Genomic DNA, 22,208 nt, shown 5'->3' with positions numbered 1-22,208 from the left:
CATGACCTCTTCCACTCCCGTCGCCGTCACGGGCGCGACCGGTGCCGTCGGCGGACGCGTCGCCGAGCAGCTGCACGCCGCGGGCATCCCGCTGCGCCTCGTCGTGCGCGACGCCTCCCGGGCACCGCGCTTCGAGGGCGGCGCGCCGGTCGAGGTCGCCGAGGCGTCCTACCGCGACACGGACGCGGTGCGGCGTGCGCTCGAGGGGGTCGAGCTGGCCTTCATGGTCTCGGCCGCCGAGAGCGCGGACCGGGTCGCGGAGCACGCCGCGTTCATCGAGGCGGCACGGGCATCCGGAGTTCGTCACCTCGTCTACACCTCGTTCTTCGGGGCCGCGCCCGACGCGGTGTTCACCCTCGGGCGGGACCACTTCGCCACCGAGGAGCTGCTGCGCGCGTCGGGCCTCGGCTTCACCGCGCTGCGCGACAACTTCTACGCCGACTTCCTGCCGTACCTGGCGGGGGAGGACGGTGTCATCCGCGGGCCGGCGCGGGACGGGCGGGTCGCGGCGGTGGCGCGGGCCGACGTGGCCGACTCGGCGGTGGCGGTGCTTCGCGACGTGCTGCGGGACGGGCCGATCTCGCCCCACGTCGATGCGGTCTACGAGCTCACCGGCCCCGAGGCGCTGACCCTCGCCGAGGTCGCCGGCCTCGTCTCGGAGCTCGGCGGACGCGGACCCGTGGTCTTCCACGACGAGACGATCGACGAGGCCTACGCCTCCCGCGCCTCCTACGGGGCGCCGCCGTGGCAGCTCGACGCCTGGGTCAGCACCTACACCGCGATCGCGACCGGCGAACTCGCCCGTACCACGCCCGACGTCGAACGCCTCACGGGCCACCCGCCCCTCTCCCTCCGCACCCTCCTCGAGGGCGCCCGCGCACCCCAGCCGGGCGCCGACCCCGTCTAGGCCTCGGCACCCGCCTCGCGTGCGCGAAGCCTCGGCGGCAAGCGCACGGGCCGGCCGGCGGGCGCGCGGCCGGCGGCCCGCTCGGTAGGCTGGGCGGGTGACCGACGCGCGCAGCAGACTCATCGAGTACATCAAGGCCGATGCCGTGTTCCACGGCGACTTCACCCTCACCAGCGGCAAGAAGGCGAGCTACTACGTCGACCTGCGCAAGGTGTCGCTCGACCACCGCGTCGCGCCGCTGATCGGGCAGGTGATGCTCGACCTGATCGCGCCGATTCACGACGTGGCCGCCGTCGGCGGGCTGACGATGGGCGCCGACCCGATCGCCTCGGCCGTGCTGCATCAGGGCGCCCTGCGCGGCCTCGAGTACGACGCCTTCGTCGTGCGCAAGGAGCCGAAGGACCACGGCCGCGGCCGCCAGGTCGAGGGCCCCGACGTCGCCGGCAAGCGCGTGATCGTGCTCGAGGACACCTCGACCACCGGCGGATCTCCCCTCGCCGCCATCACGGCCCTTGAGAAGGCCGGCGCGATCATCGCGGGCGTCGCCGTGGTCGTCGACCGCAATACCGGTGCCGGCGAGCGCATCGAAGAGGCCGGCTACCCGTACCACTACGCGATCGGCCTGAGCGACCTCGGGCTGGAGTAGCCGATGGCGCCGACGAGCAGCCGCCGCACCCGCCTGATGGTGCTGGGTGGGGTGCTGCTCGCGGCGGTGGTGGTCGTGGTGCTGTTCGTGCTCGGGCTGCGGGCCGGGCAGGGCGGCGGGCAGGGAGGCGGGGCGGGCGACGAGGGCGAAGGCGCGACGAGCGGCGCCGGCGTGGGAGCGGGCGAAGCCGCGACGGCTGTGCCGAGCGAGACGGCGGTCGCGAGCGAGACGGCCGCGCCGAGCGCGAGCGGGGTGCCGGATGTTCGGCCCGACCCGACCGTCGGTGCGCTGCCGCCCGCGCCCACCGCTCCGGCGGCGCCCGGCGAGCATCCGTTCACCGAGCTCTTCGGCGGAGAGTGCCTCGGCGCCTACGCCTCGCCCTGGGCCGAGACGTTCACCGTGGTCGACTGCGCCGCCGAGCATCCGGCGCAGCTCACCCTGCGCGGGCTCTTCCCCGAGGCCGCCGGCACGCCCTACCCGGGCGAGGCTGCGCTGGCGTCGCGGCTCAACCTGCTCTGCACCGCGCCCACCGCGGTGAACACCGCAGCCGCCCCCGACGTGGCCGACCTGCGCTGGCAGGCCTCGTACCCCGCGACGGCCGAGGGGTGGGATGCCGGCGACCGCGTCTTCCAGTGCTTCTTCAGCACGGCGTCGGGTTCGCCGCTGGCCGGTTCGCTGGTGCCCTGACCGGCCCTCCTCCTGCAGAGAATCCGCCCGCTGAGGATTGCTCGCCCCGGGTAGGCTGGGCGCATGCGCACGCTCGCCCGGTTCCGGATGCTCGCCGCCCTCCTGCTCGTCACGGCCCCCGCCCTGGCGGCCACCCCCGCGGCCGCCGCCTCCCTGTCCGCAGCACAGCCCGTGGCGGCGCTCGCCGCCCCCATCCTGGCGGCCACCCCGGCGGACGCCGCGGAAGCGCCCGCGCTCGCCGCCGTGCCCCGCGACGTCAACGACTTCACGTTCGACTCCTTCGACGCCCGCTACGACCTCGGCATGGACGACGCCGGCCACTCGACCCTGCGCACCACCGAGACGTTCGTGGCGCAGTTCCCCGAGAGCGATCAGAACCGGGGCATCCAGCGGGCGATCCCGCGGGTGTACCAGGGGCATCCGACCGACCTCGAGCTGGTCTCGGTGACGGACGGCGACGGCACCCCGCGCGAGTACGAGACCGAGGACGACGACGAGAACCTCGTTGTCACCATCGCCGGCGACGACTACGTGCACGGCGAGCAGACGTACGTGCTCACGTACACCCAGCGCGACGTCACGGCCTACTTCGCGAACACCGACGACGACGAGTTCTACTGGGACACCAACGGCACTCTGTGGAAGCAGCCCTTCGCCGAGCACCGCACCACGACCGTCGTCGCCCCCGAGCTGGTCGACGCGCTGACCGGCGACACCGGCTGCTTCGTCGGGGTGGAGGGCTCGACGGCCCAGTGCGAGATCGTCGAGGCGCAGGGCGACCCGACCGCCGAGTTCGGCACCGACACGGGTAGTGACACCGGCAGCGGGAGCGGCGGCGCCGTCGGGATCGACGAGGCCATCGCCGAGGGCGCCGCCGTCTTCACCACCGACACCCAGAACCTCACCGCCGGTGAGAACGTCACGATCGGCGTCGCCTTCGCGCCCCACACCTTCACCGAGCGCGAGACCGGCTACCTCTCGGCGCCGTCGGGGTGGATCCAGCTCGTCGCGGTGGTGCTCGCGATCGCCACGGCCATCGCCGCCCTGGTGCACCGGCTGACGCGCCTCCGTGACGCGAAGGGCCGACCGGTGATCGTGCCCGAGTACACGCCGCCGCGCGGCGAGGACCTGCTGATCGCCTCCGTCGTCACCAAGCGCACGAACCGGGCCGCGGCCGCGTCGTTCGTCGACTACGCCGTGCGGCGGGTGCTGCAGATCGTCGAGCAGAGTGAGCCGGGCCTGTTCGGCCCGTCGACGCAGTACTGGCTGCAGCTGAAGTCGGCCGACCCCCTGAACCCGCACGAGCGCGAGCTGGCGGCTGCCCTGTTCGGGCCGGGTCTCGCGCCCGGCAGCTGGCGCGAGCTGAAGAAGAAGGACGCGGAGCTCGCCAAGGCGATCTACGCCCTGCTCCAGAAGACCCGCAAGCGCGCCCGCACCGAGGGCTATCTCGGCCGGAGCGTGACCGGCATCGGCTCGCTGCTGCTGATCGCAGCGATCGTGCTCGCGGCGGTGGGCTTCGTGGCCGGCATCGTCACGGGCGAGGCGGGGCTCGGGGGCGGCCTGCCATTCCTGCTGGTCGCGCTGCTGTTCGTGCTGATGGTGTTCACCGGGATCGTCGCGTTCCGCACGCCCCTCACGCAGAAGGGCGCCGAGCTGCGCGACTACGTCGCCGGCATCGAGATGTACCTGAAGTGGGCCGAGGAGGAGCGGTTCCGCGTGCTGCAGAGCCCCGAGGGCGCCCTGCGCACCGGCGTCGACGCGCCCGACTGGGGCCAGGTCGTGAAGCTCTACGAGAAGCTGCTGCCCTACGCGGTGCTGCTGAACCTCGAGACCGAGTGGGCCAAGGTGCTCGGCACCTACTACGAGAGCCTCGGCAGCCAGCCCGACTGGTACGGCGGCAGCAGCACCTTCAACGCGGCGCTGTTCGCGTCGAGCCTGTCGTCGCTCAGCTCCACGTCGGCCTCGGCCTACTCGGGCAGCTCGTCGAGCAGCTCGAGCGGCTTCTCGGGCGGCGGTGGATCGTCGGGTGGCGGCGGTGGAGGAGGTGGGGGCGGAGGAGTCTGACCCGACTCAGCTCCCCCGCCCCGGTCTAAGGCGGCGCGGGCTCGGCCCGAACCCGACGGCCTAGTAGCCGTACCCGTACCCGTAGCCGCTGCCGGCGGCCGCACCGATCACGGCGAGGCCGGCGACCGCGACCCAGAAGAACGCCACGAGCAGCCAGCCGGCCAGTGTCACATAGCCCAGGATGAGGCCGGCGAGCGTGAGTCCGCGTCCGTCCTCGCCGGTGCGCTTGATCTGGTTCAGGGCGATGTGCCCGGTGATCACCGGCACGAGGCCGAAGCCGAGCACGCCGAGCACGAGGGTGATGATGCCCAGCACGTTGGTGCGCGCCTGGGCGGGCAGAACGGATGCCGGCTGCGCCGCGACGGGCTGGCCGGGGAAGGCGGGCGCACCGTTCCCGGTGGCCGGCCCGGCACCGGCGTAGCCGCCGGTCGCACCGGCGTAGCCGCCCGTCGTGCCGGCGTGACCGGTGGCGCCCGAGGCGGTGGGGCCGGATCCGGTGGTCTCCGCCTCGTCGAGGGGGATGACCGCGGTGGTCTGGGTGGAGGTGGTCTGGTCGGGGGTGGTGGTCGAAGTCGTCATGCTTCGACGCTACGCAGGCCCGTGCATCCGCTCATCGGACCAGGGGCTCATCGCCGTGGTACCCGGGTCTGAGATCGACGGAGCCGGGTGTCGCACCGGGGCACCGTCGCCGGTCGCCCCGGCACGACCGCCGGATGCGCGAGCTCAGTTGTCGTTCGGGTTCGCGCAGGTCTGCTGCGCGGCCGTCTGGCCCTTCAGGCCCTCGATGACCTCGGGGGCGCTGGGGTCGGTGGTGGGGGCCGCGGTGGCGTCGGGAGCGGCCGTCGCGTCGGGAGCCGGCTCGGCGGGAGCCGCCGGGTCCTCGACCACGGTCGATCCCGTCGTGGTCGAGTCGGCGCCCAGAGTGAACGGCTGGTCGGCCACGATCTTCGCGAACATGGCGTCGGCCAGGTACTGGGCCGGCACGACCTTGTTCACGTCGTCGGGGTCCTCCTCCGAGGGGTACTGCACGAAGACGATGTTGTTGAGGTCGACGTCCTTCAGCGTGAGCGCGAGCGACACCATGGCGTCGGGGCTCGCGAGCGACTGCGAGGGCTTGATGTTCGAGGCGGCGGCCTGCGCGAGCCCGTAGAGCTTGCCGAGGTCGCTCAGGGTGTCGGCGCTCTTCATGGTGCGCATGAGCGAGGACAGGTACTGCTGCTGCGAGCCGATGCGCGAGAGGTCGCTGCCGTCGCCGACCCCGTGCCGGTTGCGCAGGAAGGCGAGCGCCATCTGCCCCTCGATCACGCTGGTGCCGGCCGGCAGGTCGAGGCCCGAGTCGGAGTCGAAGATCGGCGCCGTGAGGCAGACCGGCACGCCGCCGACGGCGTTGGTCATCTCGATCACGCCGTCGAAGGACGTGGCGGCGGCGTACTGGATCGACAGCCCGGTGAGGTTCGAGACCGTGTTCGCGACGCAGGCGATGCCGCCGCGGGCGTAGGCGTCGTTCAGCGGCTGGGCGCTCATCGCGTCGAAGGTCTCGCCCGTCTCCGGGTCCTGGCAGTCGGGATGCGAGATCACCAGGTCGCGCGGGAAGCTCACGACCACGGCGTTCTTGTGGTCGGCCGAGACGTGCAGCAGGATGTTGACGTCGTTCAGGGTCGCGTCGCGCTCCCCGAAGCTGTCGCCCTGATTGGGGTCGTTGTCCGTGCCGATGACCAGCATGTTGAAGCCGCCCTCGAAGGCCGAGAGCAGGGGCGGCGGCGCCGGGGCCGCCTCGCCGTTGCTGATGTCGACGGCGTTCGAGGTGAACTGCGTGGCGACACTGCTCACCGCGTAGGCGGTGATGGTGCCGACGCTCACGAGTGCGACGGCCGCGACCACGGCGAGGCCCTTCAGGGCCGTCGCGACGGGGGACGAGCTGCGCAGCCGGCCGTGCCGCACGGGGCCGGAGCTCGGGCGCCGGGGGCGTCGGGCGGTCTCGTTCACGCGGCTGTCCTTCGGTGTGGAGCGGGGGTCAGCGGTCGATCATATCCGAGCCTCCTATCACGCCATCGGGGATTCTCCCAGCCTGCGCGCGCCGTGTCGTCGCGGGCCGCACCGAGCAATGGCAGTAAATGCACGAACTGGGGCAGTGCTGCCACTCGTGGCGGGACCGCCCCTTCCATAGCGTTACTGCCATGACATTCTTCTTCATGCTCCTCGTCCTGGCGGCCGTCGCGGTCGTCGCCTCCGTGATCACCGTGCTGCGCGACGGCTACCGCCGCGCTCCCGTGCGTGCCGGCAGGGCCACGGCGCCCGCCCTCGGCCCGAACGAGAAGTGGACGGCCGTGTGACGTCGGCCCGGGCGTAAACTGCTGTCCGTGCATCCGCTCATCTCACGCCCCTCGCGGGCACCTCTCACGGCCTCGGGCCGGCAGGAGGTCGTCGGCCGCCCGGCCGGCGGCAGATAGAGCCGTTCCCTCTCGCGCACTCGGCACCTCGGTGCCGCCCGGCGCGGCTTTCCGCCGCGCTCCGAACGAGACCAGCCCGCGGCCCCGTGCCCGGGCGACCGGAACAGGATGACCATGACCCCCTTCACCGAGGCGCAGCTGCGCGCCTCCTTCGTCAACACCTCCCAGCGCGAGCGGGCCGGCATCGTGCTGCCCGGCGCGGCCGGCGGCCCCGGTGCCCTCGCGGGCCTCCGCTGGGACGACCTCGACTACCTCGGCTGGCGCGACCGCCGGCAGCCCCAGCTCGGCTACGTCGTTGCCGATGTCGACGGCGAGCCCGTGGGCGTGCTGCTGCGGCAGGCCGAGGCCTCCGCCCGCAGCCGGCCGCAGTGCTCCTGGTGCGACGACGTCACGCTGCCGAACGACGTCGTGTTCTTCGGCGCCAAGCGCGGCGGGCGGGCCGGGCGCAACGGTGACACGGTCGGCGCGCTCGTCTGCGACGAGTTCCAGTGCTCGGCCAATGTGCGGAAGCTGCCGCCGCTCGCCTATCCGGGCTTCGACCGCGATGCGGCGCGGCTGCAGCGCATCGAGGGGCTCCGGATGCACGTGCGGGCCTTCGCGCTCGCCATCCGCGACAGCGCCTGACGCCGGGCGCCGGACCCGGGGCGCCTGAGGCCGGGGCGCCTGAGGCCGGGGCGCCTGACGCCGGGCGCCTGACGCCGGCACGCCGATGGGCCCCGGACGCCCACCGCTCGGGCGGGCATCCGGGGCCCTCGTGCACTGGGCGACGCGGGTTCAGCGAACCGAGCGGCGCTCGTACAGGATGCGCGACCACACGTACCCGCCCACGGCGAGCACGAGGCACCAGCCGACCGCGAGCACCGGGCTCCAGCCGAGCGTTGTGCCGAGCAGCAGCCCGCGCAGGGTCTCGATGATCGGCGTGAACGGCTGGTAGGCGGCGAAGCCCTGCAGCCAGCCGGGCATCGAGTCGGCCGGCACGAAGCCGCTGCCGAGGAAGGGCAGGAAGGTCAGCACGAGCGGCAGGTTGCTCGCCGTCTCGACCGATTTCGCCTGCATGCCCATCGCGACGCCGAGCCAGTTGATCGCGAAGGCGACCAGCGCGAGCACGCCGGCGACGGCGAGCCACTCGAGCGGGCCGGCGGTCGGGCGGAAGCCGATCGCGAGCCCCACGCCGAGCACGAGCGCCACGGCGATCAGCGCCTGAATGGTGTTGCCGAGCACGTGCCCGGCGAGCACCGAGGCGCGGGCGACCGCCATGGTGCGGAAGCGTGCGGTGATGCCCTGGGTCATGTCCATCGAGACGGTGGTGGCGGTGCCGCCGGCCGTGCCCGCGATGGTGATGGCCAGGATGCCCGGCAGCACGTAGGCGAGGTAGGCCTCCCGCCCGCCCGCCGGGTCGACCCCGGGCAGACCCGCGCCGAGGGTGCCGCCGAGCACGAACACGAACAGCAGCAGGATGACGACCGGGCCGATGATCGTGAAGATCGACAGACCGGGGTAGCGCACCATGTGCAGCATCGTGCGGTCGAGCATGGTGATCGCGTCGGCGACCACGTGGGACGGCCGCTGCGGAGTGATCGTCGTCATGATGCTGATCCCTTCGTGGTGCCGGCCCCGGCCGTGGTTCCGGCGCCGGTCAGAGCGAAGAACACGTCGTCGAGGTCGGGGGTGTGGATGCTCAGGTCCTCCACGGGGAGCCCGGCCGCGTCGAGGCGGTCGAGCACGGTGCGGAGGGTGCCCGTGCCGCCGTCGCTCGGAACGGTCAGCACGAGGGACGCGTCGTCGCGCGTGGCGCCGGGGAGCAGGGCAGCGGCCGAGTCGTAGGCGGGAGCATCCGCGAATCGCAGCCGGAGGTGGCCGCCCGGCACGAGCCGCTTCAGCTCCTCGGGGGTGCCCTCGGCGACGATGCGGCCGCCGTCGAGCACCGCGATGCGGTCGGCCAGGGCGTCGGCCTCGTCGAGGTACTGCGTGGTGAGCAGCACGGTGGTGCCCTCGCCGACGAGCTCGCGCACGATGCCCCAGAGGGTGCGGCGGCTGCGCGGGTCGAGGCCGGTCGTCGGCTCGTCGAGGAAGATCACCGCGGGCCCCTCGACGAGGGTCATCGCGAGGTCGAGCCGGCGCTGCATGCCGCCGGAGTACGTGGCGAGCGGCTTGCGGGCGGCCTCGACCAGGTCGAAGCGTTCGAGCAGCTCGGCGGCGCGGGCCTTCGCGGCGCGGCGGCCGAGGTGGCGCAGGCGGCCCATCAGCAGCAGGTTCTCCTCGCCGGTGAGCAGGGTGTCGACCGCCGAGAACTGGCCGGTCAGACCGATGGATGCGCGCACCGCGGCCGTGGCCCGCACGACGTCGTGGCCCGCGACCGAGACCGATCCGGCATCCGGTCGCACCAGGGTCGAGAGGATGTGCACGGCCGTCGTCTTGCCCGCGCCGTTCGGGCCGAGCAGGGCGGTGACGGTGCCGGGCGCCACCGCGAGGTCGACGTCGTCGAGCACGAGCTGCTCGCCGTAGGACTTGCGGAGGCCGCGCACCTCGATGGCGGGTGCGGAGGCCGTGCTCGCTGCCGCGGCTGACCCGCGCGATGCGGAGGTGGCGGCTTCGTGGTTCATCGGGCCCTCCGGATGGTGATGTCGCCGAACTGGGTGCGGGCGCGCACCGCGACGGTCTGCTCGCCGGCCGCGGGGGCGTGGTCGCCCTCGAGCTCGTTGCGCACGTGACCCTCCTTCGAGGCGAGGTCGAGCCAGGCCGGGATGCCCGGCCGAACCCCGACCGTCAGCTGCCCGTAGCCGCTGTCGATCTGGATCGAGCCGCTCGACACCTCGTGCAGCAGCACGCTGCCGTACGCGGTGCGGCCGGTCACCGAGGCGAGCGCCCGGGTGATCTCGAGGTCGCCGTAGGAGAGCTTCGCGTCGACGTCGCCGCCGGATTCGCCGATCGTGACGGTGCCGTGCGAGGCCTTGAGCACGGTGTCTCCGCTCACCGACCCGATCCGGATCTGTCCGTGGTCGGCGATGATCTCGGCCGAGCCCTGCGCGGCGGCGACCGTCACGTTGCCGTGCCCGGCCCGCGCCCAGAGGTCGCCGGTTGAGTCGAGCTCGACCCAGCCCGTGGAGCTCTTGACGCGGGTGGCGCCGAGCCGGCCCGAGCTGCGCACGCCGCCGACCGCGATCTCGGCGGTCAGCCGCGACCCCGTCGGCAGCTCGACGCGGAGGTCGACCGACTCGGTTGGGCCGATCCAGCTGAGGCGCGGCTTCGGGCCGGTGATCGTGAGGCGGGTGCCGTCGAAGTCGACCTTCGTCTCCTCGGCGCCGCGCCGGTCGACGGCCTTGGTGGGATTGGTGGGGGTGACCGTCACGACGGTGTCGGCGCGGTCGGAGGCGACGACGTCGATCGCCCCGACGGGCAGGTCGATCGCGAGGTCGATGGGGGAAGGGGTGTCGAAGGAAGGCATGCTGAAGCGACCCTTTCTGGGCGTGGGGAGTGGAGGAGGGCGCGACCGATCGCCCGCGATGGGCGGGTGCGGCTGCGGTGGGCGGGTGCCGCGGTGGGCGGCACGGTCGCGAGGTCGGGGGGACGGTGACCGGGGGTGGGTGCGGTGGGTCTACCGCGCCCAGCCGGCGAAGTTGTCGCCGGTGCGGAGGCTGCGCTGCGCCGAGCGGCGCTGCTTGGGCTGGAGGGCCGAGGCGATCGCCCGCACCAGCCAGGTGTTGACCGACAGGCCGTCGGCCGCCGCCGCGTCGTCGACCTGGGCCTTCAGGGCGTCGGGCAGGCGGAGGGTGGTGCGGGAGGTGCTGGCGTCGTTGAGATCGACCGCCGCACCCGGCTGCTCGTCGGGCTCGGCCTCGGCGCTGGGCGCCGTGACGACGAACTCGACCTCGCGGCCGCGGAGGCGCAGGTCGACCGATCCGGGGGCGAGATCGCGCGTGATCTCGCCGGCGGCGGCCGACAGGGCGTCGAGCAGCACGATCCGCGTCGCCGCGTCGAGCCCGGCCGCGATCCGCTCCGCGACGGCCCGGGTCTCGTCCGAGCCGTTCTCGGCGGTGTCGGCGAGCTGACGCTGCAGTTCGGTGACGTACTGTCCGATGTCCATGTCACCAGTGTGACACCACAGTGGTGTCACGTCAACACCAATCTGGTGTCAGTTGCGTCACGCGGGCCTGCCGCGGATGCTCGACGTGGCGGCGGGGGGTCAGGCCGGGCTGGTCTCCACGATCGCGATGCCGCGGCCGCGCATCCGTCGCCGCTCGTCAGCGAGGTGCGCGAGGATGCGGTCGCGCGTGCCCCGGCCGTGCGCCACGACGAGCTCGCGGGCGCGCTCGCCGTCGCGGGCGGCCAGGGCCTCGACGATCGCGAGGTGCTCCCGCCGGGCGGAGGCCCGCGACTCGGCGGTGCGCACGTCGAGCCAGCGGGTGCGGCTGAGTCGCGTCAGCACGTCGCGCATCGCCTGCACGAGGAACGGGTTGCCGCTGAGCCCCGCCAGCGCGAGATGGAAGGCGTCGCCCGCCCGCACGCCGGCTTCCTCGTCGTCGCCCTGCTCGCCGCCGCCCTCGCCGCGGTTGCCGGCGCCCCCACCGCCGGCGCCCCCACCGCCGGCGCCCCCACCGTCGCCGCCCGCACCGTCGGCGCCCTCGCCTCGGTCAGCAGCGTCGCCGGCGTCTCGGCCCGCGCTGCGGGCGAGCTCGGCCAGCGCCTCGAGCTCGTCGGCGGTGGCGCGGGTCGCGGCCAGCTCGGCGACGGCGCCCTCGACGGCCTCGCGGTACTCGGCGACCGCCCGCACCTCCGTGAGGTCGATCGGCGTCACCTGCCACGCGCGCCCCTCCCGTCGCACGAGCCCCTCGGCCTCGAGCCGCATCAGCGCCGCCCGGATCGGCGTGCGCGACGCCCCCAGCAGCCCCTCGAGCCCGCGTTCGCTCAGTCGCTCGCCCGGCACCTGGTCGAGGTTCAGGATGCCCGCCCGCAGCACCGCGTAGGGGCTCCGCCGTTCGTCCGCCATGTCGCCCCGCCCCTCGCCGCTTGGTATACCATCACGGTACCCCACTCGAACGGAGTCGTCCATGCCCGCGCCCCAACAAGTCCGAACGCCGCGCGCCGCGGTGCCCTCCGGTGCCTGGCGGATGCTCGGCCTCGGGCTCGCCGGGCAGTCGGCCGGCACCTTCCTCGTCAGCGCCCCGGCCTTCCTGATCCCGTATCTGCACGTCGAGCAGGGCGTCGCCCTGACGACCGCGGGATGGCTCGCGGCCGCCCCGACGATCGGCATGGTGCTCACGCTGGTGGCGTGGGGTGCGCTCGCCGACCGGCTCGGGGAGCGCGGGGTGATCGCCGGCGGACTCGCGCTCACCGCCGTCTTCGCCGCGCTGGCGGCGTGGGCGGCTTCAGCACCCGGCGCACTGGAGGCGCCCGGGCTGCTCGTGCTCTTCCTCGTGCTGGGCGGGGCGGCGTCGGCGAGCACCAACTCGGCGAGCGGCCGGGTCGTCGTGGGCTGGTTTTCGCGGGAGCGGCGTGGGCTGGCGATGGGGATCCGGCAGATGGCGCAGCCGCTCGGCACCGCCGTCGCGGCGCTCGTGGTGCCTCCGCTCGCCGCGACCGCCGGTTTCGGGGCGCCGCTCGCGCTGGCGGCGGTCGCCACGGCGCTGCTGGCGGTGGGGTGCGCCCTGGGCATCCGCAACCCGCCCCGCCCGGCACCCGCTCCCGCCACCGCCGCGGTGCCCGCCGCCGCGGCCACCCCCGCGTCGGGCCCCGCCACCACGGCCGCCGCTGCGCCCGCCGCCGCTGCGCCCGCCGCCCTCGCGCCCGCCGCCCTCGCGGTCGGCCGGGAGAAGTCGGCGAACCCCTACCGGCGAGACCGCTTCCTGGTGCGCATCCACGCGGTGTCGGTGCTGCTCGTGCTGCCGCAGTTCACGCTCTCGACGTTCGGACTGCTGTGGCTGGTGGCAGGACTCGGCGTCGAGCCGCTCGCCGCCGGACTCGTGGTGTCGGTGTCGCAGTTCGTGGGAGCCGGCGGGCGCATCGCGATCGGCGCCCTGAGCGACCGGGTCGGCAGCCGCGTGCGCGTGCTGCGCGCCGTCTGCGTCGCGGGGATCTCGCTGCTCGCCGCGATGGCCGTGCTCGGCGGACTGCAGCTGACCGTCGCGGCGGCGATCGTCTTCGTGCTGGCCACCACGGTCAGCGTGGCCGACAACGGTCTGGCCTTCACCTCGGTGGCCGAGGCCGCGGGCCCGGCGTGGGCGGGGCGGGCGCTCGGGGTGCAGAACACGGGGCAGTTCCTCGCGGCCTCGGCGGTGGGCCCGGGAGTGGGCGCACTGATCGCCCTCGTCGGTTACCCGCTCGCGTTCGCGCTGGTCGCGCTGGCGCCCCTCGCGGCCCTGCCCCTCGTGCCGCGTCGCGACGCCGACCGCACCGCCCTCTGACCTGCGCGGCCCGCTGAGCCCAGCCACCTGCGGCGCCGACCGCGCCGCCGACCCCAGCCACCTGCGGCGCCGACCGCGCCGCCGACCCCAGCCGAATGCGGCGCCGACCGCGCCGCCGACCCGCGCTACTCCACCCGCGACGACGCCGCCCACAGGTCGATGTCCCGGTCGCCCGCGAACTCGTCGATCGCCGCGAGCTCCTCGGCCGAGAACTCCAGGTTCCGCACGGCCGCGAGGTTGTCGTCGAGCTGCCCCACCGACGACGCCCCGATCAGCACGCTCGTCACCCGCTCGTCCCGCAGCGCCCACGACAGCGCCAGCTGCGCCAGCGTCTGCCCGCGCCCCGACGCGATCTCGTTCAGGCCGCGCACGCGGGCGAGGGTGTCGTCGCTGAGCATCCGCGTCGACATCGAACCCTCGCGGGCCGCCCGCGAGCCCTCGGGCACGCCGTTCAGGTAGCGGTCGGTGAGCAGCCCCTGCGCGAGCGGCGAGAACGCGATGCAGCCCACGCCGAGCTCGCCGAGGGTGTCGAGCAGGCCGTCCTCGATCCAGCGGTTGAACATCGAGTACGAGGGCTGGTGGATCAGCAGCGGCGTGCCGAGATCGCTCAGGATGCGCGCCGCCTCCCTCGTGCGCTCGGGCGAGTAGCTCGAGATGCCCGCGTACAGCGCGCGGCCCGACTGCACCGCCGTGTGCAGGGCGCCCATCGTCTCCTCGAGCGGGGTCTCGGGGTCGGCGCGATGGGAGTAGAAGACGTCGACGTAGTCCACGCCCATCCGCGCGAGCGACTGGTCGAGCGAGGCGAGCAGGTACTTGCGCGAGCCGTGGTCGCCGTACGGCCCGGGCCACATGTCGTAGCCGGCCTTCGTCGAGAGCACGATCTCGTCGCGGTGCGCGGCGAAGTCCTCGGCGAAGATGCGCCCGAAGTTCGTCTCGGCGCTGCCGTAGGGCGGCCCGTAGTTGTTCGCGAGGTCGAAGTGCGTGACCCCGGTGTCGAACGCCCGCCGCAGGATGGCCCGCTGCGTCTCGATCGGCTTGTCGTCGCCGAAGTTCTGCCACAGCCCCAGCGACACCGCGGGCAGCTTCAGCCCGCTCCGCCCCACGCGGCGATAGGGAAAGGACTCGTACCGGTCAGCGTCAGCGACGTAGCTCATCCCCCCATCCTGCCCCCGCTCGGCTGAGTCGCGCCGAAGTGTCACGTTTTGCCGCGACTCAGCGCTGGGGGCAGCGGTTCGCCGCGACTCAGCGCTGTGGGCAGCGGTTCGCCGCGACTCAGCGTCAGGCGGGGGCGCCCGCGAGGTAGGTGGCCGTGACGCGGGCGTCGGCGAGGGCATCCGGGGGCAGCTCGAAGAGATCGCGGTCGAGGATCGCGAGGTCGGCGAGGTAGCCCGGCGCGAGGCGGCCCGTGGTGGCGCCGCGGCCGTTCGCGTGGGCGCTGCCGGCCGTGTAGCCGGTGAGGGCGGTCGCGAGGTCGAGCGCGTCGACCGTGCCGCCGAGGGGCTCGGGCGCCGCGCCGAATCCCGTGCGGTTGACCGCCACGTGGATGGCCGCCAGCGGGTCGGCCGTCGACACCGGCCAGTCGCTGCCGAACGCGAGCGCCGCGCCCGCCCGCGCCAGCCGCCCGAACGGATAGGTGCGCGACAGTGCGTCCGGCGGCAGGATCGGCAGGCATAGATCCCGCAGCTGCTCGTCGGTGCGCGCCCAGAAGGCCTGCAGGTTCGCGATCGCCCCGACGGCCGCGAAGCGCGCGATGTCGGCCGGGTCGACGAGCTGCAGGTGCGCCAGCTGGTGACGGCGAGCGGATGCGCGGCCCCCGCTCGCGCCCAGCCCCTGCAGCGCATCCAGGGCCTGGGTCACCGCGCGGTCGCCCAGCGCGTGGAAGTGCACCGACAGCCCCCGCGCGTCGAGCGCCGCGACGTACCCGCCGAGCGCCGCCGGGTCGATGAAGTCGATGCCCGACGACGGCGGGTGCACCCCGTAATGCCCGTGGATCGACGCCGTCTGGTTCTCGACGATGCCGTCGAGCATCATCTTCACGGTGTCGGCGATGAACAGGGAGGGCTGCCCGAGCGCCTCCGCCTCGTCGCGGCGCGCGGCCAGGCGGTCGATCTGCGAGGCGTCCTCCGACCGCTCCCACCAGAGGGCCGCGGTCACCCGGGCGCGCAGCTCGCCCGCCTCGAGGGCCGAGCGGTAGACGGGGAAGGCGTCGACGAAGCCCAGCCCCTCGCCCACGAGCGCGTCCTGCCAGCCGGTGATGCCGAGCGAGAGCAGGTGCGTCTGGGCGGCGAGCAGCCCGGCCCGCGCGAGCGCCGCATCCGGAACCGGCTTCACGCCGTCGAGCAGCGCCATCGCGCCCTCGTGCAGGGTGCCCGACGGCGTGCCGTCGGCCACGCGCTCGAGCCGTCCGTCGGCGGGGTCGGGGGTCGAGGCGGTGATGCCGGCGAGGGCGAGGGCGGTCGAGTTCGCCCAGGCACTGTGGTGGTCGCGGCTGAGCAGCACGGCGGGCCGTCCGCCGGTGACGGCGTCGAGCGCCTCGCGGGTCGGAGCGCCACCCGTGAAGTGGTCCATCGTCCAGCCGCCGCCGAGGATCCACGCGGCCGCGTCCGACGCGCCGCCGCCGCCCGAGCCCCCGACCGACGCACCGCGGCTCGCCGCCACCGGGTGCGCCGCCGCATAGGCGCCGACGAGCTCCAGCGCGTGGGCCGCCGAGGAGGCCTCCGACAGGTCGCACTGCAGCATCTCGATCCCCGCGGGCAGCGGATGCACGTGCGCATCCTGGAACCCGGGCACCACCAGCCCCCCGCCCACGTCGACCCGCGTCACGGCCCGCCCGCCCCCGCCGGCCCGCGACCGCACCTCCCCGGCCTCGCCGACCGCCACGATCACGCCGTCGCGCACGAGCACCGAGCCCGGCCGGCTGCGCTCCATCCCCGCGGTGAAGACCGACCCGTTCTCGAACAGCACCTCAGCGCCCATGATCCGCCTTTCGCCCCCGCCGACTATCGTTTTCCACGGTCCAGTGACACCATGGTTACTGATTCGTCATTCTGACACCATAAACACTGCGGAAAGAGTTGTGATGCTGCACCTGAACCGAGACGTCGTCGTCGTGGGGGCGGGCGCCACCGGCCTCACCGCCGCCACCGAGCTGAAGGCGGCGGGCTTGTCGGTCGTCGTGCTCGAGGCCCGCGACCGCGTCGGCGGCCGCCTCCACACCGACGAGATCGACGGCCAGATGTACGAGCTCGGCGGACAGTGGGTCTCTCCCGACCAGACCGCGCTGATCGACACCCTCGAGACGCTCGGTCTGCCCACCTACGAGCGCTACCGCGAGGGCGAGAGCGTCTACGTCGGCCCCGGTGGCGTCGCGGCGCGGTTCACGGGTGACATCTTCCCCGCCTCCGACGCGACCCAGGCCGAGCTCGAGCGCCTGATCGCGCTGCTCGACGAGCTCGTCGCCCAGACCGACCCGGCCGCCCCGTGGGAGCACCCGCGCGCCGCCGAGTTCGACCGCATCACCTTCCGCGCCTGGCTCGAGGCCGAGAGCGACGACTCCGAGGCCGTCGAGAACATCGCCCTGTTCATCGCCGACGCCATGCTCACGAAGCCGGCGCACTCCTTCTCGCTGCTGCAGGCGCTCCTGATGGCAGCCTCCGCGGGAAGCTTCAGCCACCTGGTCGACGCCGACTTCATCCTCGACAAGCGGGTCGTGGGCGGGCTGCAGCAGGTGCCGCTGCGCCTCGCGGAGGGGCTCGGCGACGACGTGCGGCTCGGGCATCCGGTGCGCACCGTCGAGTGGGCCGACGGCGGTGTCACCGTGTCGACGGATGCGCTCACCGTCGCCGCCCGCCACGTGATCGTCGCCGTTCCGCCGAACCTCTACGACCGCATCGACTACGTGCCCCCGCTGCCGCGCCTGCGCCAGCAGCTGCAGCAGCACCAGTCGCTCGGACTCGTGATCAAGGTGCACGCCACCTACGAGACCCCGTTCTGGCGCGAGGACGGCCTCTCGGGCACCGCCTTCAGCCCGTACCAGCTGGTGCACGAGGCCTACGACAACTCCAACCACGGCGAGACGCGGGGCACCCTGGTGGGCTTCGTCAGCGATCAGAAGGCGGATGCGCTGCTGCAGCTCTCGGCCGTCGACCGCCGCCGGGCGATCCTCGACTCCCTCGCCGCGTACTACGGACCGAAGGCACTGGAGCCCGTCGTGTACTACGAGAGCGACTGGGCCGCCGAGGAGTGGACGCAGGGCGCCTACGCCGCGAGCTTCGACCTCGGCGGGCTGACCCGCTACGGGGCGCTGCAGCTCGAGCCCGTGGGGCCCATCCGGTTCGGGTCGAGCGACCTCGCGGCCGAGGGCTACCAGCACGTCGACGGCGCCATCCGGGTCGGCCGCCGGCTCGCCCGCGAGATCCTGGACGAGATCGCCGCGACCTCCACGACGAACGCCACCTCGAGCACCGACACCACCCCCGTCACCGAAGGAGCATCAGCATGAGCCAGTACGCCGTCGTCAACCCGGCCACCGGGGAGACCCTGAGCGAGTACCCGACCATCACCGACGCCGAGCTGCAGGAGGCCGTCGGCGCCGCATCGTCGGCGTTCGAGGACTGGTCGCGCCGCGCATCCGTCGCCGACCGGGCCGCCCTGATCGCCCGGGTCGCCGCGCTGCACGAGGAGCGCAAGGACGCGCTCGCCGAGATCATCGTGCGCGAGATGGGCAAGCCGCTCGACCAGGCGGTGGGCGAGGTGGAGTTCGCCGCGGCGATCTACCAGTACTACGCCGACCACGCCGAGGAGTTCCTGGCCGACGAGAAGATCGAGCTGAGCGACGGCACGGGGCAGGCCTTCATCCGCCGCGCGGGCCTCGGGGTGCTGCTCGGCATCATGCCGTGGAACTTCCCGTACTACCAGGTGGCACGGTTCGCGGGCCCGAACATCGTCGCGGGCAACACCATCCTGCTGAAGCACGCGCCGCAGTGCCCCGAGTCGGCCGCCGCGATCGCACAGATCTTCGACGACGCCGAGGCCGAGCTGGGCGCGCACGACAGCGTCTACGTGAACATCTACGCCACGAACGAGCAGATCGCGACCGTGATCGCCGACCCGCGCGTGCAGGGCGTCTCGGTCACGGGCTCCGAGCGGGCGGGCGCCGCGGTGGCGCAGCTCGCCGGCCAGAACCTGAAGAAGGTCGTGCTCGAGCTCGGCGGCTCCGACCCGTTCATCCTGCTCTCGACCGCCGACCTCGACGCGGCCGTGCAGGACGCGGTGAACGCGCGCCTCGACAACAACGGCCAGTCCTGCAACGCCGCCAAGCGCTTCATCGTGATCGACGACCTCTACGAGGAGTTCGCGGCGAAGTTCACCTCGGTGTTCACGGATGCCCAGCCCGCCGATCCCTTCGCCGACGGCACCCTGCTCGGCCCGCTCTCCTCGACCGCCGCGGCCGACCGCCTCGAGGAGCAGCTCGGCCGAGCGATCTCCCAGGGCGCCACCGTGTTGGCCAAGGGCGAGCGGAGCGGCAACTTCTTCCCGCCCGCCGTGCTCGCCGACGTCACCCCGACGATGGACGCGTACCGCGAGGAGTTCTTCGGCCCCGTCGCCGCGCTCTACCGCGTCTCGTCGGAGGACGAGGCGATCGCGCTCGCGAACGACACCCCGTTCGGCCTCGGCTCCTACGTCTACACGACCGACGAGGAGCAGGCGCTGCGGGTCGCCGACCGCATCGACGCCGGCATGGTGTGGGTGAACCTGGTGCTGGGCGACGCGGCGGAGCTGCCGTTCGGCGGCGTCAAGCGCTCGGGTTCGGGCCGCGAGATGGGGCGCTTCGCCGTGGAGGAGTTCGTGAACAAGAAGCTCATCCGCATCGCTTAGCGGAGCCATGCACACTCGACGCCCGTAGGACAGTCCCCTGCGGGAACAGCGTTCCGGGCGCATGGTTGGGTATGGACAGAATTCACTACGTGGGCGACTCCGTCCTGACGGGCTCCGCCATCGCCGAGGCGCTGCTCGACCTCGCCCGGGCCCTGGCCCAGGCGCAGACGGCGGAGACCGTCGAGATCCCGACCCGGCTCGACGACGGGGCGGTCGGGCGGTCGACGCTGCTGCTCGGCCCGGCGAGCCAGATCGTCTCCGACACCGAGGAGAGCCCGTACGAGGAGATCGTCGACGACGCGCTGGTGCAGCGCCTGCACACCCAGATCGGCGAGCTCGCCGCGGGCGGCCGCGTCGTCGTGGCCGCGCCGATCCCCGCGGGCGACGACCAGACCGTCGCCCTCGACCTCGACGGCCTCTACCCCCGGTGACCGGTCGCGGGCCCGGTGCCGTAGGGTGAGGCCTCACGCCCACCGCCACCGCGACGGCGCCCACCGCCATTGCGACCCACGGGTAGAAGAGGGAGACCGCGCATGAAGCGCATCACCTACAGCGGCGGGTCGATCGTGACCGGCAGCGCCATCACGGCCGCGCTGCTCGAATACACGACCACCGTCGCCGACGCCGAGAACAGCGTCACGGTCGACATCGCGGTGCTCGAGGAGAACGGCGACGTCTCCGTGCACACGCTGCTGCTCAGCCCGGCGAGCCAGTTCGACGTCGTCGACGTCGGCGGCATGACCGACGAGGAGGAGGCGGAGCGCTTCCCGGTACCCGTCATGCCGCAGGTCGGCATCAGCGGAACCGTCGAGTCCACCGCGGACGCCCGCGCGACGGCGACCGACATCAACGACATCATGCGTGAGATCGACGACGGGCTGGGGCAGTAAGCATGGGTTACTTCATCTACGGCACCCCGTCCGTCTCGGTCGAGTTCGACGATCGCGTGCTGGCCCACGTGAAGGCCGTGATCATCTCGAAGGTCCGGCGGGGCGAGAGCTTCACGTTCTCCTGGGAGTACACCGTCGCCAAGGGCAGCGGCCACAGCTCGATCTGGATCCACCCGACCATCCCGTTGCAGTTCGACTTCGTCGGCAGCAAGGAGCCGGTCCTGAACCGGGTCTGGATCGAGGAGCTGGTGCGGCTGTCGAACTCGCCGGCCGGCCTCCGGGTCGTCCCCGAGCCGCGCGACCCCGCCGCGTAGGCCGACCCGGCCGAGAGCGGCCCGACCCGGCCACGCGCGGCCGGTGGCCGCCCTCAGGGAAGGGCGATGACGAGGCCCGTGCGCTCGGCCGCGATCTCCGAGGTGCCGGCCGTGACCGCCGCCGCGACCCGCGTCCCGAGGTCGGGTGCGACGGGCGCCGCGTCGGAGCCCGGCCAGACGACCGCGGTGATGTTCGGCGCCGGCGCGAGGGGCTGCGCGCCCACCACGAGGAACTGCCGACCGGGCTGGGCCGCCGCCACCTGCTGCAGCGCGTCGAGCCCGGTCGGCCCGACCGTCACCACGACGTCGGGGTCGGAGTCGAGCGCCCGCTCGTAGAGGGTGCCCGCGTTCGCCGAGACCGCGAGGTCGAGCAGGGTGACGGATGCCGCGTTGGCGGTCGCGAGCCCGGTGACCGCCTGGCGCACGGCGTCGGCCTGCTCGGCGCCGGCACTCCCGTCCCCCGGCAGCACCACGACGAGCGCGAGCCCGGACGGCACCGCCGGCGCCTCGGGAGCGGCCACGGTCGGCGCCGGCTCGGGCGGCGTGGTGGGGGCGACGACGCTCGGCGCCGCCGTGGGGCTCGGGGTCTTCGTGAAGACGACATCACCGCCGGCCGCGCATCCGCTCATCGACGCCAGCAGCGCACCGGCCACGAGCGCCGTGCCGAGGAGCTGAGCGAGTCGGGCCGCCACCGCCTAGAGCTCGGTCTCGAAGGGCTCGGTGACGAGCAGGTCGGCGACCGAGTCGAGCACCTCGTCGGGGCGGAAGGGGTACTTCGCGATCTCGCGCTCGTCGCTGATGCCCGTCATCACGAGGATGGTGTGCAGGCCGGCCTCGATGCCGGCGACCACGTCGGTGTCCATGCGGTCGCCGATCATGCCCGTGTTCTCGGAGTGCGCGCCGATGCGGTTCATGGCCGAGCGGAACATCATCGGGTTCGGCTTGCCCACGATGTAGGGCTCCTTGCCGGTGGCCTTGGTGATCAGGGCGGCGATCGCGCCGGTGGCGGGCAGCGGGCCCTCGGTGCTCGGGCCGGTGGCGTCGGGGTTCGTGACGATGAAGCGCGAGCCGTTGCCGATCAGCCGGATGGCCTTCGTGATCGCCTCGAAGGAGTAGTTGCGGGTCTCACCGACCACCACGTAGTCGGGCGCGGTCTCGGTCATGATGAAGCCGGCCTCGTGCAGGGCCGTGGTGATGCCGGCCTCGCCGATGACGAACGCACTGCCGCCCGGCATCTGGTCGGCGAGGAAGGTGGCCGTGGCGAGCGCGCTCGTCCAGATGAACTCCTCGGGCACCTCGAGGCCGCTCGAGCGGAGACGTGCGCTCAGGTCGCGCGGCGTGAAGATGGAGTTGTTCGTGAGCACCAGGTAGGGCTTGCCCTGGTCGCGCCACTGCTGCAGCAGCTCGGCGGCACCGGGGATGGGGTGGTTCTCGTGCACGAGCACGCCGTCCATGTCGGTGAGCCAGCATTCGATCTCGTCGCGGCGGGGCATGCTCGTCCTTCCTTCGTCGTCACGCCCAGGCTAGCGGGCCCGCCTGAGCTTCGGGGGCTTCTCGGAGACTGGGGCGGGCACCCTCTGACAGGCTGGAGGCATGAGCGATCGCGTGGCTGCCGAGGTGTATGACGTCGTGATGGTCGACCGGCGGGGAGGCCCGCTGAGGCGCGCGGTGAGGTGGGGCGGCACGGTCGCGGCCGGCCTGCTCGACGGCAGCGGCGTCGCCCCGGCCGTGAGCGGAAACGCCCCGGCCGTGTTGGAGCTGAGCATCTGCAGCGACGGCGTCGAGCTGCGTCGCGTCGCGGCGAGCGACGTCACCGGTCTGGCCGACCTGCACGACCGCATGCTGCTCCAGCTCGAGACCACCACCCCGGAGCAGTTCGCCGAGTCCTGGGAGCTTCCGGCGCGCTGACCGGCTGACGCGCTGACGGGCTGACGCGCTGACGCGCTGACGGCCGCGCGGTCTGGCAGGCTGG

At 73.3% G+C, this 22,208-nt stretch carries 24 protein-coding genes; 13 read left to right on the top strand and 11 right to left on the bottom strand.

Features of this window, described 5'->3' with window-relative positions; translation table 11 throughout:
- The first annotated feature begins 1 nt into the window (after position 1).
- From BJ984_RS03200 to BJ984_RS03185, 4 genes are all read left to right on the top strand, one after another.
- Entirely contained in the window at positions 2 to 907 is a 906-nt protein-coding gene (locus BJ984_RS03200) for an SDR family oxidoreductase (RefSeq protein ID WP_179546805.1), read from the top strand.
- Positions 908 to 1,004: 97 nt separating this feature from the next.
- On the top strand, positions 1,005 to 1,553 hold the full coding sequence (pyrE, locus tag BJ984_RS03195) for an orotate phosphoribosyltransferase (RefSeq protein ID WP_173182209.1): 549 nt from the start codon (positions 1,005 to 1,007) through the stop codon (positions 1,551 to 1,553).
- A 3-nt stretch (positions 1,554 to 1,556) separates the two neighbouring features.
- Positions 1,557 to 2,240: a septum formation family protein gene (locus BJ984_RS03190; RefSeq protein ID WP_179546804.1), complete on the top strand. Its 684-nt coding sequence runs from the start codon at positions 1,557 to 1,559 to the stop codon at positions 2,238 to 2,240.
- Positions 2,241 to 2,303: 63 nt separating this feature from the next.
- Complete coding sequence (locus BJ984_RS03185; protein ID WP_179546803.1) at positions 2,304 to 4,304, top strand: DUF2207 family protein; 2,001 nt, start codon at positions 2,304 to 2,306, stop codon at positions 4,302 to 4,304.
- A gap of 60 nt (positions 4,305 to 4,364) precedes the next feature.
- On the opposite strand, the gene BJ984_RS03180 is transcribed toward BJ984_RS03185, so the two are convergent.
- On the bottom strand, positions 4,365 to 4,883 hold the full coding sequence (locus tag BJ984_RS03180; RefSeq protein ID WP_179546802.1) for a DUF4190 domain-containing protein: 519 nt from the start codon (positions 4,881 to 4,883) through the stop codon (positions 4,365 to 4,367).
- 144 nt (positions 4,884 to 5,027) lie between these two features.
- Positions 5,028 to 6,290 carry an LCP family protein gene (locus BJ984_RS03175; RefSeq protein WP_179546801.1) on the bottom strand — a complete coding sequence of 421 codons (1,263 nt, stop codon included), beginning with the start codon at positions 6,288 to 6,290 and terminating at the stop codon, positions 5,028 to 5,030.
- Positions 6,291 to 6,481: 191 nt separating this feature from the next.
- Here BJ984_RS03175 and BJ984_RS03170 point away from each other — a divergent pair, with 191 nt between their 5' ends.
- Both BJ984_RS03170 and BJ984_RS03165 read left to right on the top strand, forming a co-directional pair.
- Entirely contained in the window at positions 6,482 to 6,637 is a 156-nt protein-coding gene (locus BJ984_RS03170; protein WP_179546800.1) for a hypothetical protein, read from the top strand.
- A 231-nt stretch (positions 6,638 to 6,868) separates the two neighbouring features.
- On the top strand, positions 6,869 to 7,378 hold the full coding sequence (locus BJ984_RS03165) for an FBP domain-containing protein (protein WP_179546799.1): 510 nt from the start codon (positions 6,869 to 6,871) through the stop codon (positions 7,376 to 7,378).
- A 150-nt stretch (positions 7,379 to 7,528) separates the two neighbouring features.
- Here the strand turns inward: BJ984_RS03165 and BJ984_RS03160 are convergent, their stop codons facing one another.
- The 5 genes from BJ984_RS03160 to BJ984_RS18385 form a co-directional block, all read right to left on the bottom strand.
- On the bottom strand, positions 7,529 to 8,341 hold the full coding sequence (locus BJ984_RS03160; RefSeq protein ID WP_179546798.1) for an ABC transporter permease: 813 nt from the start codon (positions 8,339 to 8,341) through the stop codon (positions 7,529 to 7,531).
- Positions 8,338 to 9,357 carry an ATP-binding cassette domain-containing protein gene (locus BJ984_RS03155; RefSeq protein WP_179546797.1) on the bottom strand — a complete coding sequence of 340 codons (1,020 nt, stop codon included), beginning with the start codon at positions 9,355 to 9,357 and terminating at the stop codon, positions 8,338 to 8,340. Before BJ984_RS03155 ends, BJ984_RS03160 begins: the two co-directional genes overlap by 4 nt.
- Positions 9,354 to 10,199 (bottom strand): DUF4097 family beta strand repeat-containing protein, encoded by an 846-nt coding sequence (locus BJ984_RS03150; protein ID WP_179546796.1) that lies wholly within the window; start codon positions 10,197 to 10,199, stop codon positions 9,354 to 9,356. The genes BJ984_RS03155 and BJ984_RS03150 overlap by 4 nt, the downstream gene beginning before the upstream one ends.
- Before the next feature lie 150 nt (positions 10,200 to 10,349).
- The gene (locus BJ984_RS03145; protein ID WP_173182222.1) at positions 10,350 to 10,838 is read right to left on the bottom strand and encodes a histidine kinase; all 489 of its coding nucleotides are present in this window, start codon (positions 10,836 to 10,838) and stop codon (positions 10,350 to 10,352) included.
- A 99-nt stretch (positions 10,839 to 10,937) separates the two neighbouring features.
- Complete coding sequence (locus BJ984_RS18385) at positions 10,938 to 11,741, bottom strand: GntR family transcriptional regulator (RefSeq protein ID WP_246306423.1); 804 nt, start codon at positions 11,739 to 11,741, stop codon at positions 10,938 to 10,940.
- A 61-nt stretch (positions 11,742 to 11,802) separates the two neighbouring features.
- Between BJ984_RS18385 and BJ984_RS03135 the strand changes: the two genes are divergently transcribed.
- Positions 11,803 to 13,155: an MFS transporter gene (locus BJ984_RS03135; protein ID WP_179546795.1), complete on the top strand. Its 1,353-nt coding sequence runs from the start codon at positions 11,803 to 11,805 to the stop codon at positions 13,153 to 13,155.
- 125 nt (positions 13,156 to 13,280) lie between these two features.
- Here the strand turns inward: BJ984_RS03135 and mgrA are convergent, their stop codons facing one another.
- Together mgrA and BJ984_RS03125 are read right to left on the bottom strand one after the other, a co-directional pair.
- On the bottom strand, positions 13,281 to 14,309 hold the full coding sequence (gene mgrA, locus BJ984_RS03130) for an L-glyceraldehyde 3-phosphate reductase (RefSeq protein WP_179546794.1): 1,029 nt from the start codon (positions 14,307 to 14,309) through the stop codon (positions 13,281 to 13,283).
- Positions 14,310 to 14,433: 124 nt separating this feature from the next.
- On the bottom strand, positions 14,434 to 16,131 hold the full coding sequence (locus BJ984_RS03125; protein WP_179546793.1) for an amidohydrolase: 1,698 nt from the start codon (positions 16,129 to 16,131) through the stop codon (positions 14,434 to 14,436).
- Between BJ984_RS03125 and BJ984_RS03120 the strand changes: the two genes are divergently transcribed.
- From BJ984_RS03120 to BJ984_RS03100, 5 genes are all read left to right on the top strand, one after another.
- Positions 16,130 to 17,656 (top strand): flavin monoamine oxidase family protein, encoded by a 1,527-nt coding sequence (locus BJ984_RS03120; protein WP_179546792.1) that lies wholly within the window; start codon positions 16,130 to 16,132, stop codon positions 17,654 to 17,656. The two genes, BJ984_RS03125 and BJ984_RS03120, sit on opposite strands and share 2 nt — an antisense overlap.
- Positions 17,653 to 19,032 carry an NAD-dependent succinate-semialdehyde dehydrogenase gene (locus BJ984_RS03115; RefSeq protein ID WP_179546791.1) on the top strand — a complete coding sequence of 460 codons (1,380 nt, stop codon included), beginning with the start codon at positions 17,653 to 17,655 and terminating at the stop codon, positions 19,030 to 19,032. Before BJ984_RS03120 ends, BJ984_RS03115 begins: the two co-directional genes overlap by 4 nt.
- A gap of 89 nt (positions 19,033 to 19,121) precedes the next feature.
- Positions 19,122 to 19,463, top strand: coding sequence for a hypothetical protein (locus BJ984_RS03110; protein ID WP_179546790.1), 342 nt, complete (start codon positions 19,122 to 19,124; stop codon positions 19,461 to 19,463).
- Between the two features lie 102 nt (positions 19,464 to 19,565).
- Positions 19,566 to 19,922: a hypothetical protein gene (locus tag BJ984_RS03105; protein ID WP_179546789.1), complete on the top strand. Its 357-nt coding sequence runs from the start codon at positions 19,566 to 19,568 to the stop codon at positions 19,920 to 19,922.
- Between the two features lie 2 nt (positions 19,923 to 19,924).
- Positions 19,925 to 20,236, top strand: a complete 312-nt coding sequence (locus tag BJ984_RS03100; RefSeq protein WP_179546788.1) for a DUF7882 family protein — start codon at positions 19,925 to 19,927, stop codon at positions 20,234 to 20,236.
- Between the two features lie 53 nt (positions 20,237 to 20,289).
- Here the strand turns inward: BJ984_RS03100 and BJ984_RS03095 are convergent, their stop codons facing one another.
- Together BJ984_RS03095 and BJ984_RS03090 are read right to left on the bottom strand one after the other, a co-directional pair.
- Positions 20,290 to 20,928, bottom strand: a complete 639-nt coding sequence (locus BJ984_RS03095; protein WP_179546787.1) for a hypothetical protein — start codon at positions 20,926 to 20,928, stop codon at positions 20,290 to 20,292.
- Between the two features lie 3 nt (positions 20,929 to 20,931).
- A complete protein-coding gene (locus tag BJ984_RS03090) occupies positions 20,932 to 21,729 on the bottom strand; it encodes an HAD-IIA family hydrolase (RefSeq protein WP_173182229.1) in 798 nt (265 codons plus the stop codon).
- Positions 21,730 to 21,829: 100 nt separating this feature from the next.
- Between BJ984_RS03090 and BJ984_RS03085 the strand changes: the two genes are divergently transcribed.
- On the top strand, positions 21,830 to 22,144 hold the full coding sequence (locus BJ984_RS03085) for a hypothetical protein (RefSeq protein ID WP_179546786.1): 315 nt from the start codon (positions 21,830 to 21,832) through the stop codon (positions 22,142 to 22,144).
- Positions 22,145 to 22,208 lie beyond the last annotated feature (64 nt).

Source organism: Herbiconiux flava, from assembly GCF_013409865.1.
Classification (GTDB): domain Bacteria; phylum Actinomycetota; class Actinomycetes; order Actinomycetales; family Microbacteriaceae; genus Herbiconiux; species Herbiconiux flava.
The sequence above is the reverse complement of the archived record's forward strand: the minus strand, read 5'-3'. Positions and strand labels throughout refer to the sequence as shown.

Excerpts from the sequence above, each read along its gene's own strand:
- mgrA (WP_179546794.1), bottom strand. The coding sequence starts at position 14,309 with ATGAGCTACGTCGCTGACGCTGACCGGTACGAGTCCTTTCCCTATCGC.
- BJ984_RS03145 (WP_173182222.1), bottom strand. The coding sequence starts at position 10,838 with ATGGACATCGGACAGTACGTCACCGAACTGCAGCGTCAGCTCGCCGAC.
- BJ984_RS03090 (WP_173182229.1), bottom strand. The coding sequence starts at position 21,729 with ATGCCCCGCCGCGACGAGATCGAATGCTGGCTCACCGACATGGACGGC.
- BJ984_RS03120 (WP_179546792.1), top strand. The coding sequence starts at position 16,130 with ATGATCCGCCTTTCGCCCCCGCCGACTATCGTTTTCCACGGTCCAGTG.
- BJ984_RS18385 (WP_246306423.1), bottom strand. The coding sequence starts at position 11,741 with ATGGCGGACGAACGGCGGAGCCCCTACGCGGTGCTGCGGGCGGGCATC.
- BJ984_RS03100 (WP_179546788.1), top strand. The coding sequence starts at position 19,925 with ATGGGTTACTTCATCTACGGCACCCCGTCCGTCTCGGTCGAGTTCGAC.
- BJ984_RS03125 (WP_179546793.1), bottom strand. The coding sequence starts at position 16,131 with ATGGGCGCTGAGGTGCTGTTCGAGAACGGGTCGGTCTTCACCGCGGGG.
- BJ984_RS03135 (WP_179546795.1), top strand. The coding sequence starts at position 11,803 with ATGCCCGCGCCCCAACAAGTCCGAACGCCGCGCGCCGCGGTGCCCTCC.
- BJ984_RS03165 (WP_179546799.1), top strand. The coding sequence starts at position 6,869 with ATGACCCCCTTCACCGAGGCGCAGCTGCGCGCCTCCTTCGTCAACACC.
- BJ984_RS03160 (WP_179546798.1), bottom strand. The coding sequence starts at position 8,341 with ATGACGACGATCACTCCGCAGCGGCCGTCCCACGTGGTCGCCGACGCG.
- BJ984_RS03105 (WP_179546789.1), top strand. The coding sequence starts at position 19,566 with ATGAAGCGCATCACCTACAGCGGCGGGTCGATCGTGACCGGCAGCGCC.
- BJ984_RS03180 (WP_179546802.1), bottom strand. The coding sequence starts at position 4,883 with ATGACGACTTCGACCACCACCCCCGACCAGACCACCTCCACCCAGACC.
- BJ984_RS03185 (WP_179546803.1), top strand. The coding sequence starts at position 2,304 with ATGCGCACGCTCGCCCGGTTCCGGATGCTCGCCGCCCTCCTGCTCGTC.
- BJ984_RS03085 (WP_179546786.1), top strand. The coding sequence starts at position 21,830 with ATGAGCGATCGCGTGGCTGCCGAGGTGTATGACGTCGTGATGGTCGAC.
- BJ984_RS03150 (WP_179546796.1), bottom strand. The coding sequence starts at position 10,199 with ATGCCTTCCTTCGACACCCCTTCCCCCATCGACCTCGCGATCGACCTG.
- BJ984_RS03200 (WP_179546805.1), top strand. The coding sequence starts at position 2 with ATGACCTCTTCCACTCCCGTCGCCGTCACGGGCGCGACCGGTGCCGTC.
- BJ984_RS03115 (WP_179546791.1), top strand. The coding sequence starts at position 17,653 with ATGAGCCAGTACGCCGTCGTCAACCCGGCCACCGGGGAGACCCTGAGC.
- BJ984_RS03190 (WP_179546804.1), top strand. The coding sequence starts at position 1,557 with ATGGCGCCGACGAGCAGCCGCCGCACCCGCCTGATGGTGCTGGGTGGG.
- BJ984_RS03170 (WP_179546800.1), top strand. The coding sequence starts at position 6,482 with ATGACATTCTTCTTCATGCTCCTCGTCCTGGCGGCCGTCGCGGTCGTC.
- BJ984_RS03155 (WP_179546797.1), bottom strand. The coding sequence starts at position 9,357 with ATGAACCACGAAGCCGCCACCTCCGCATCGCGCGGGTCAGCCGCGGCA.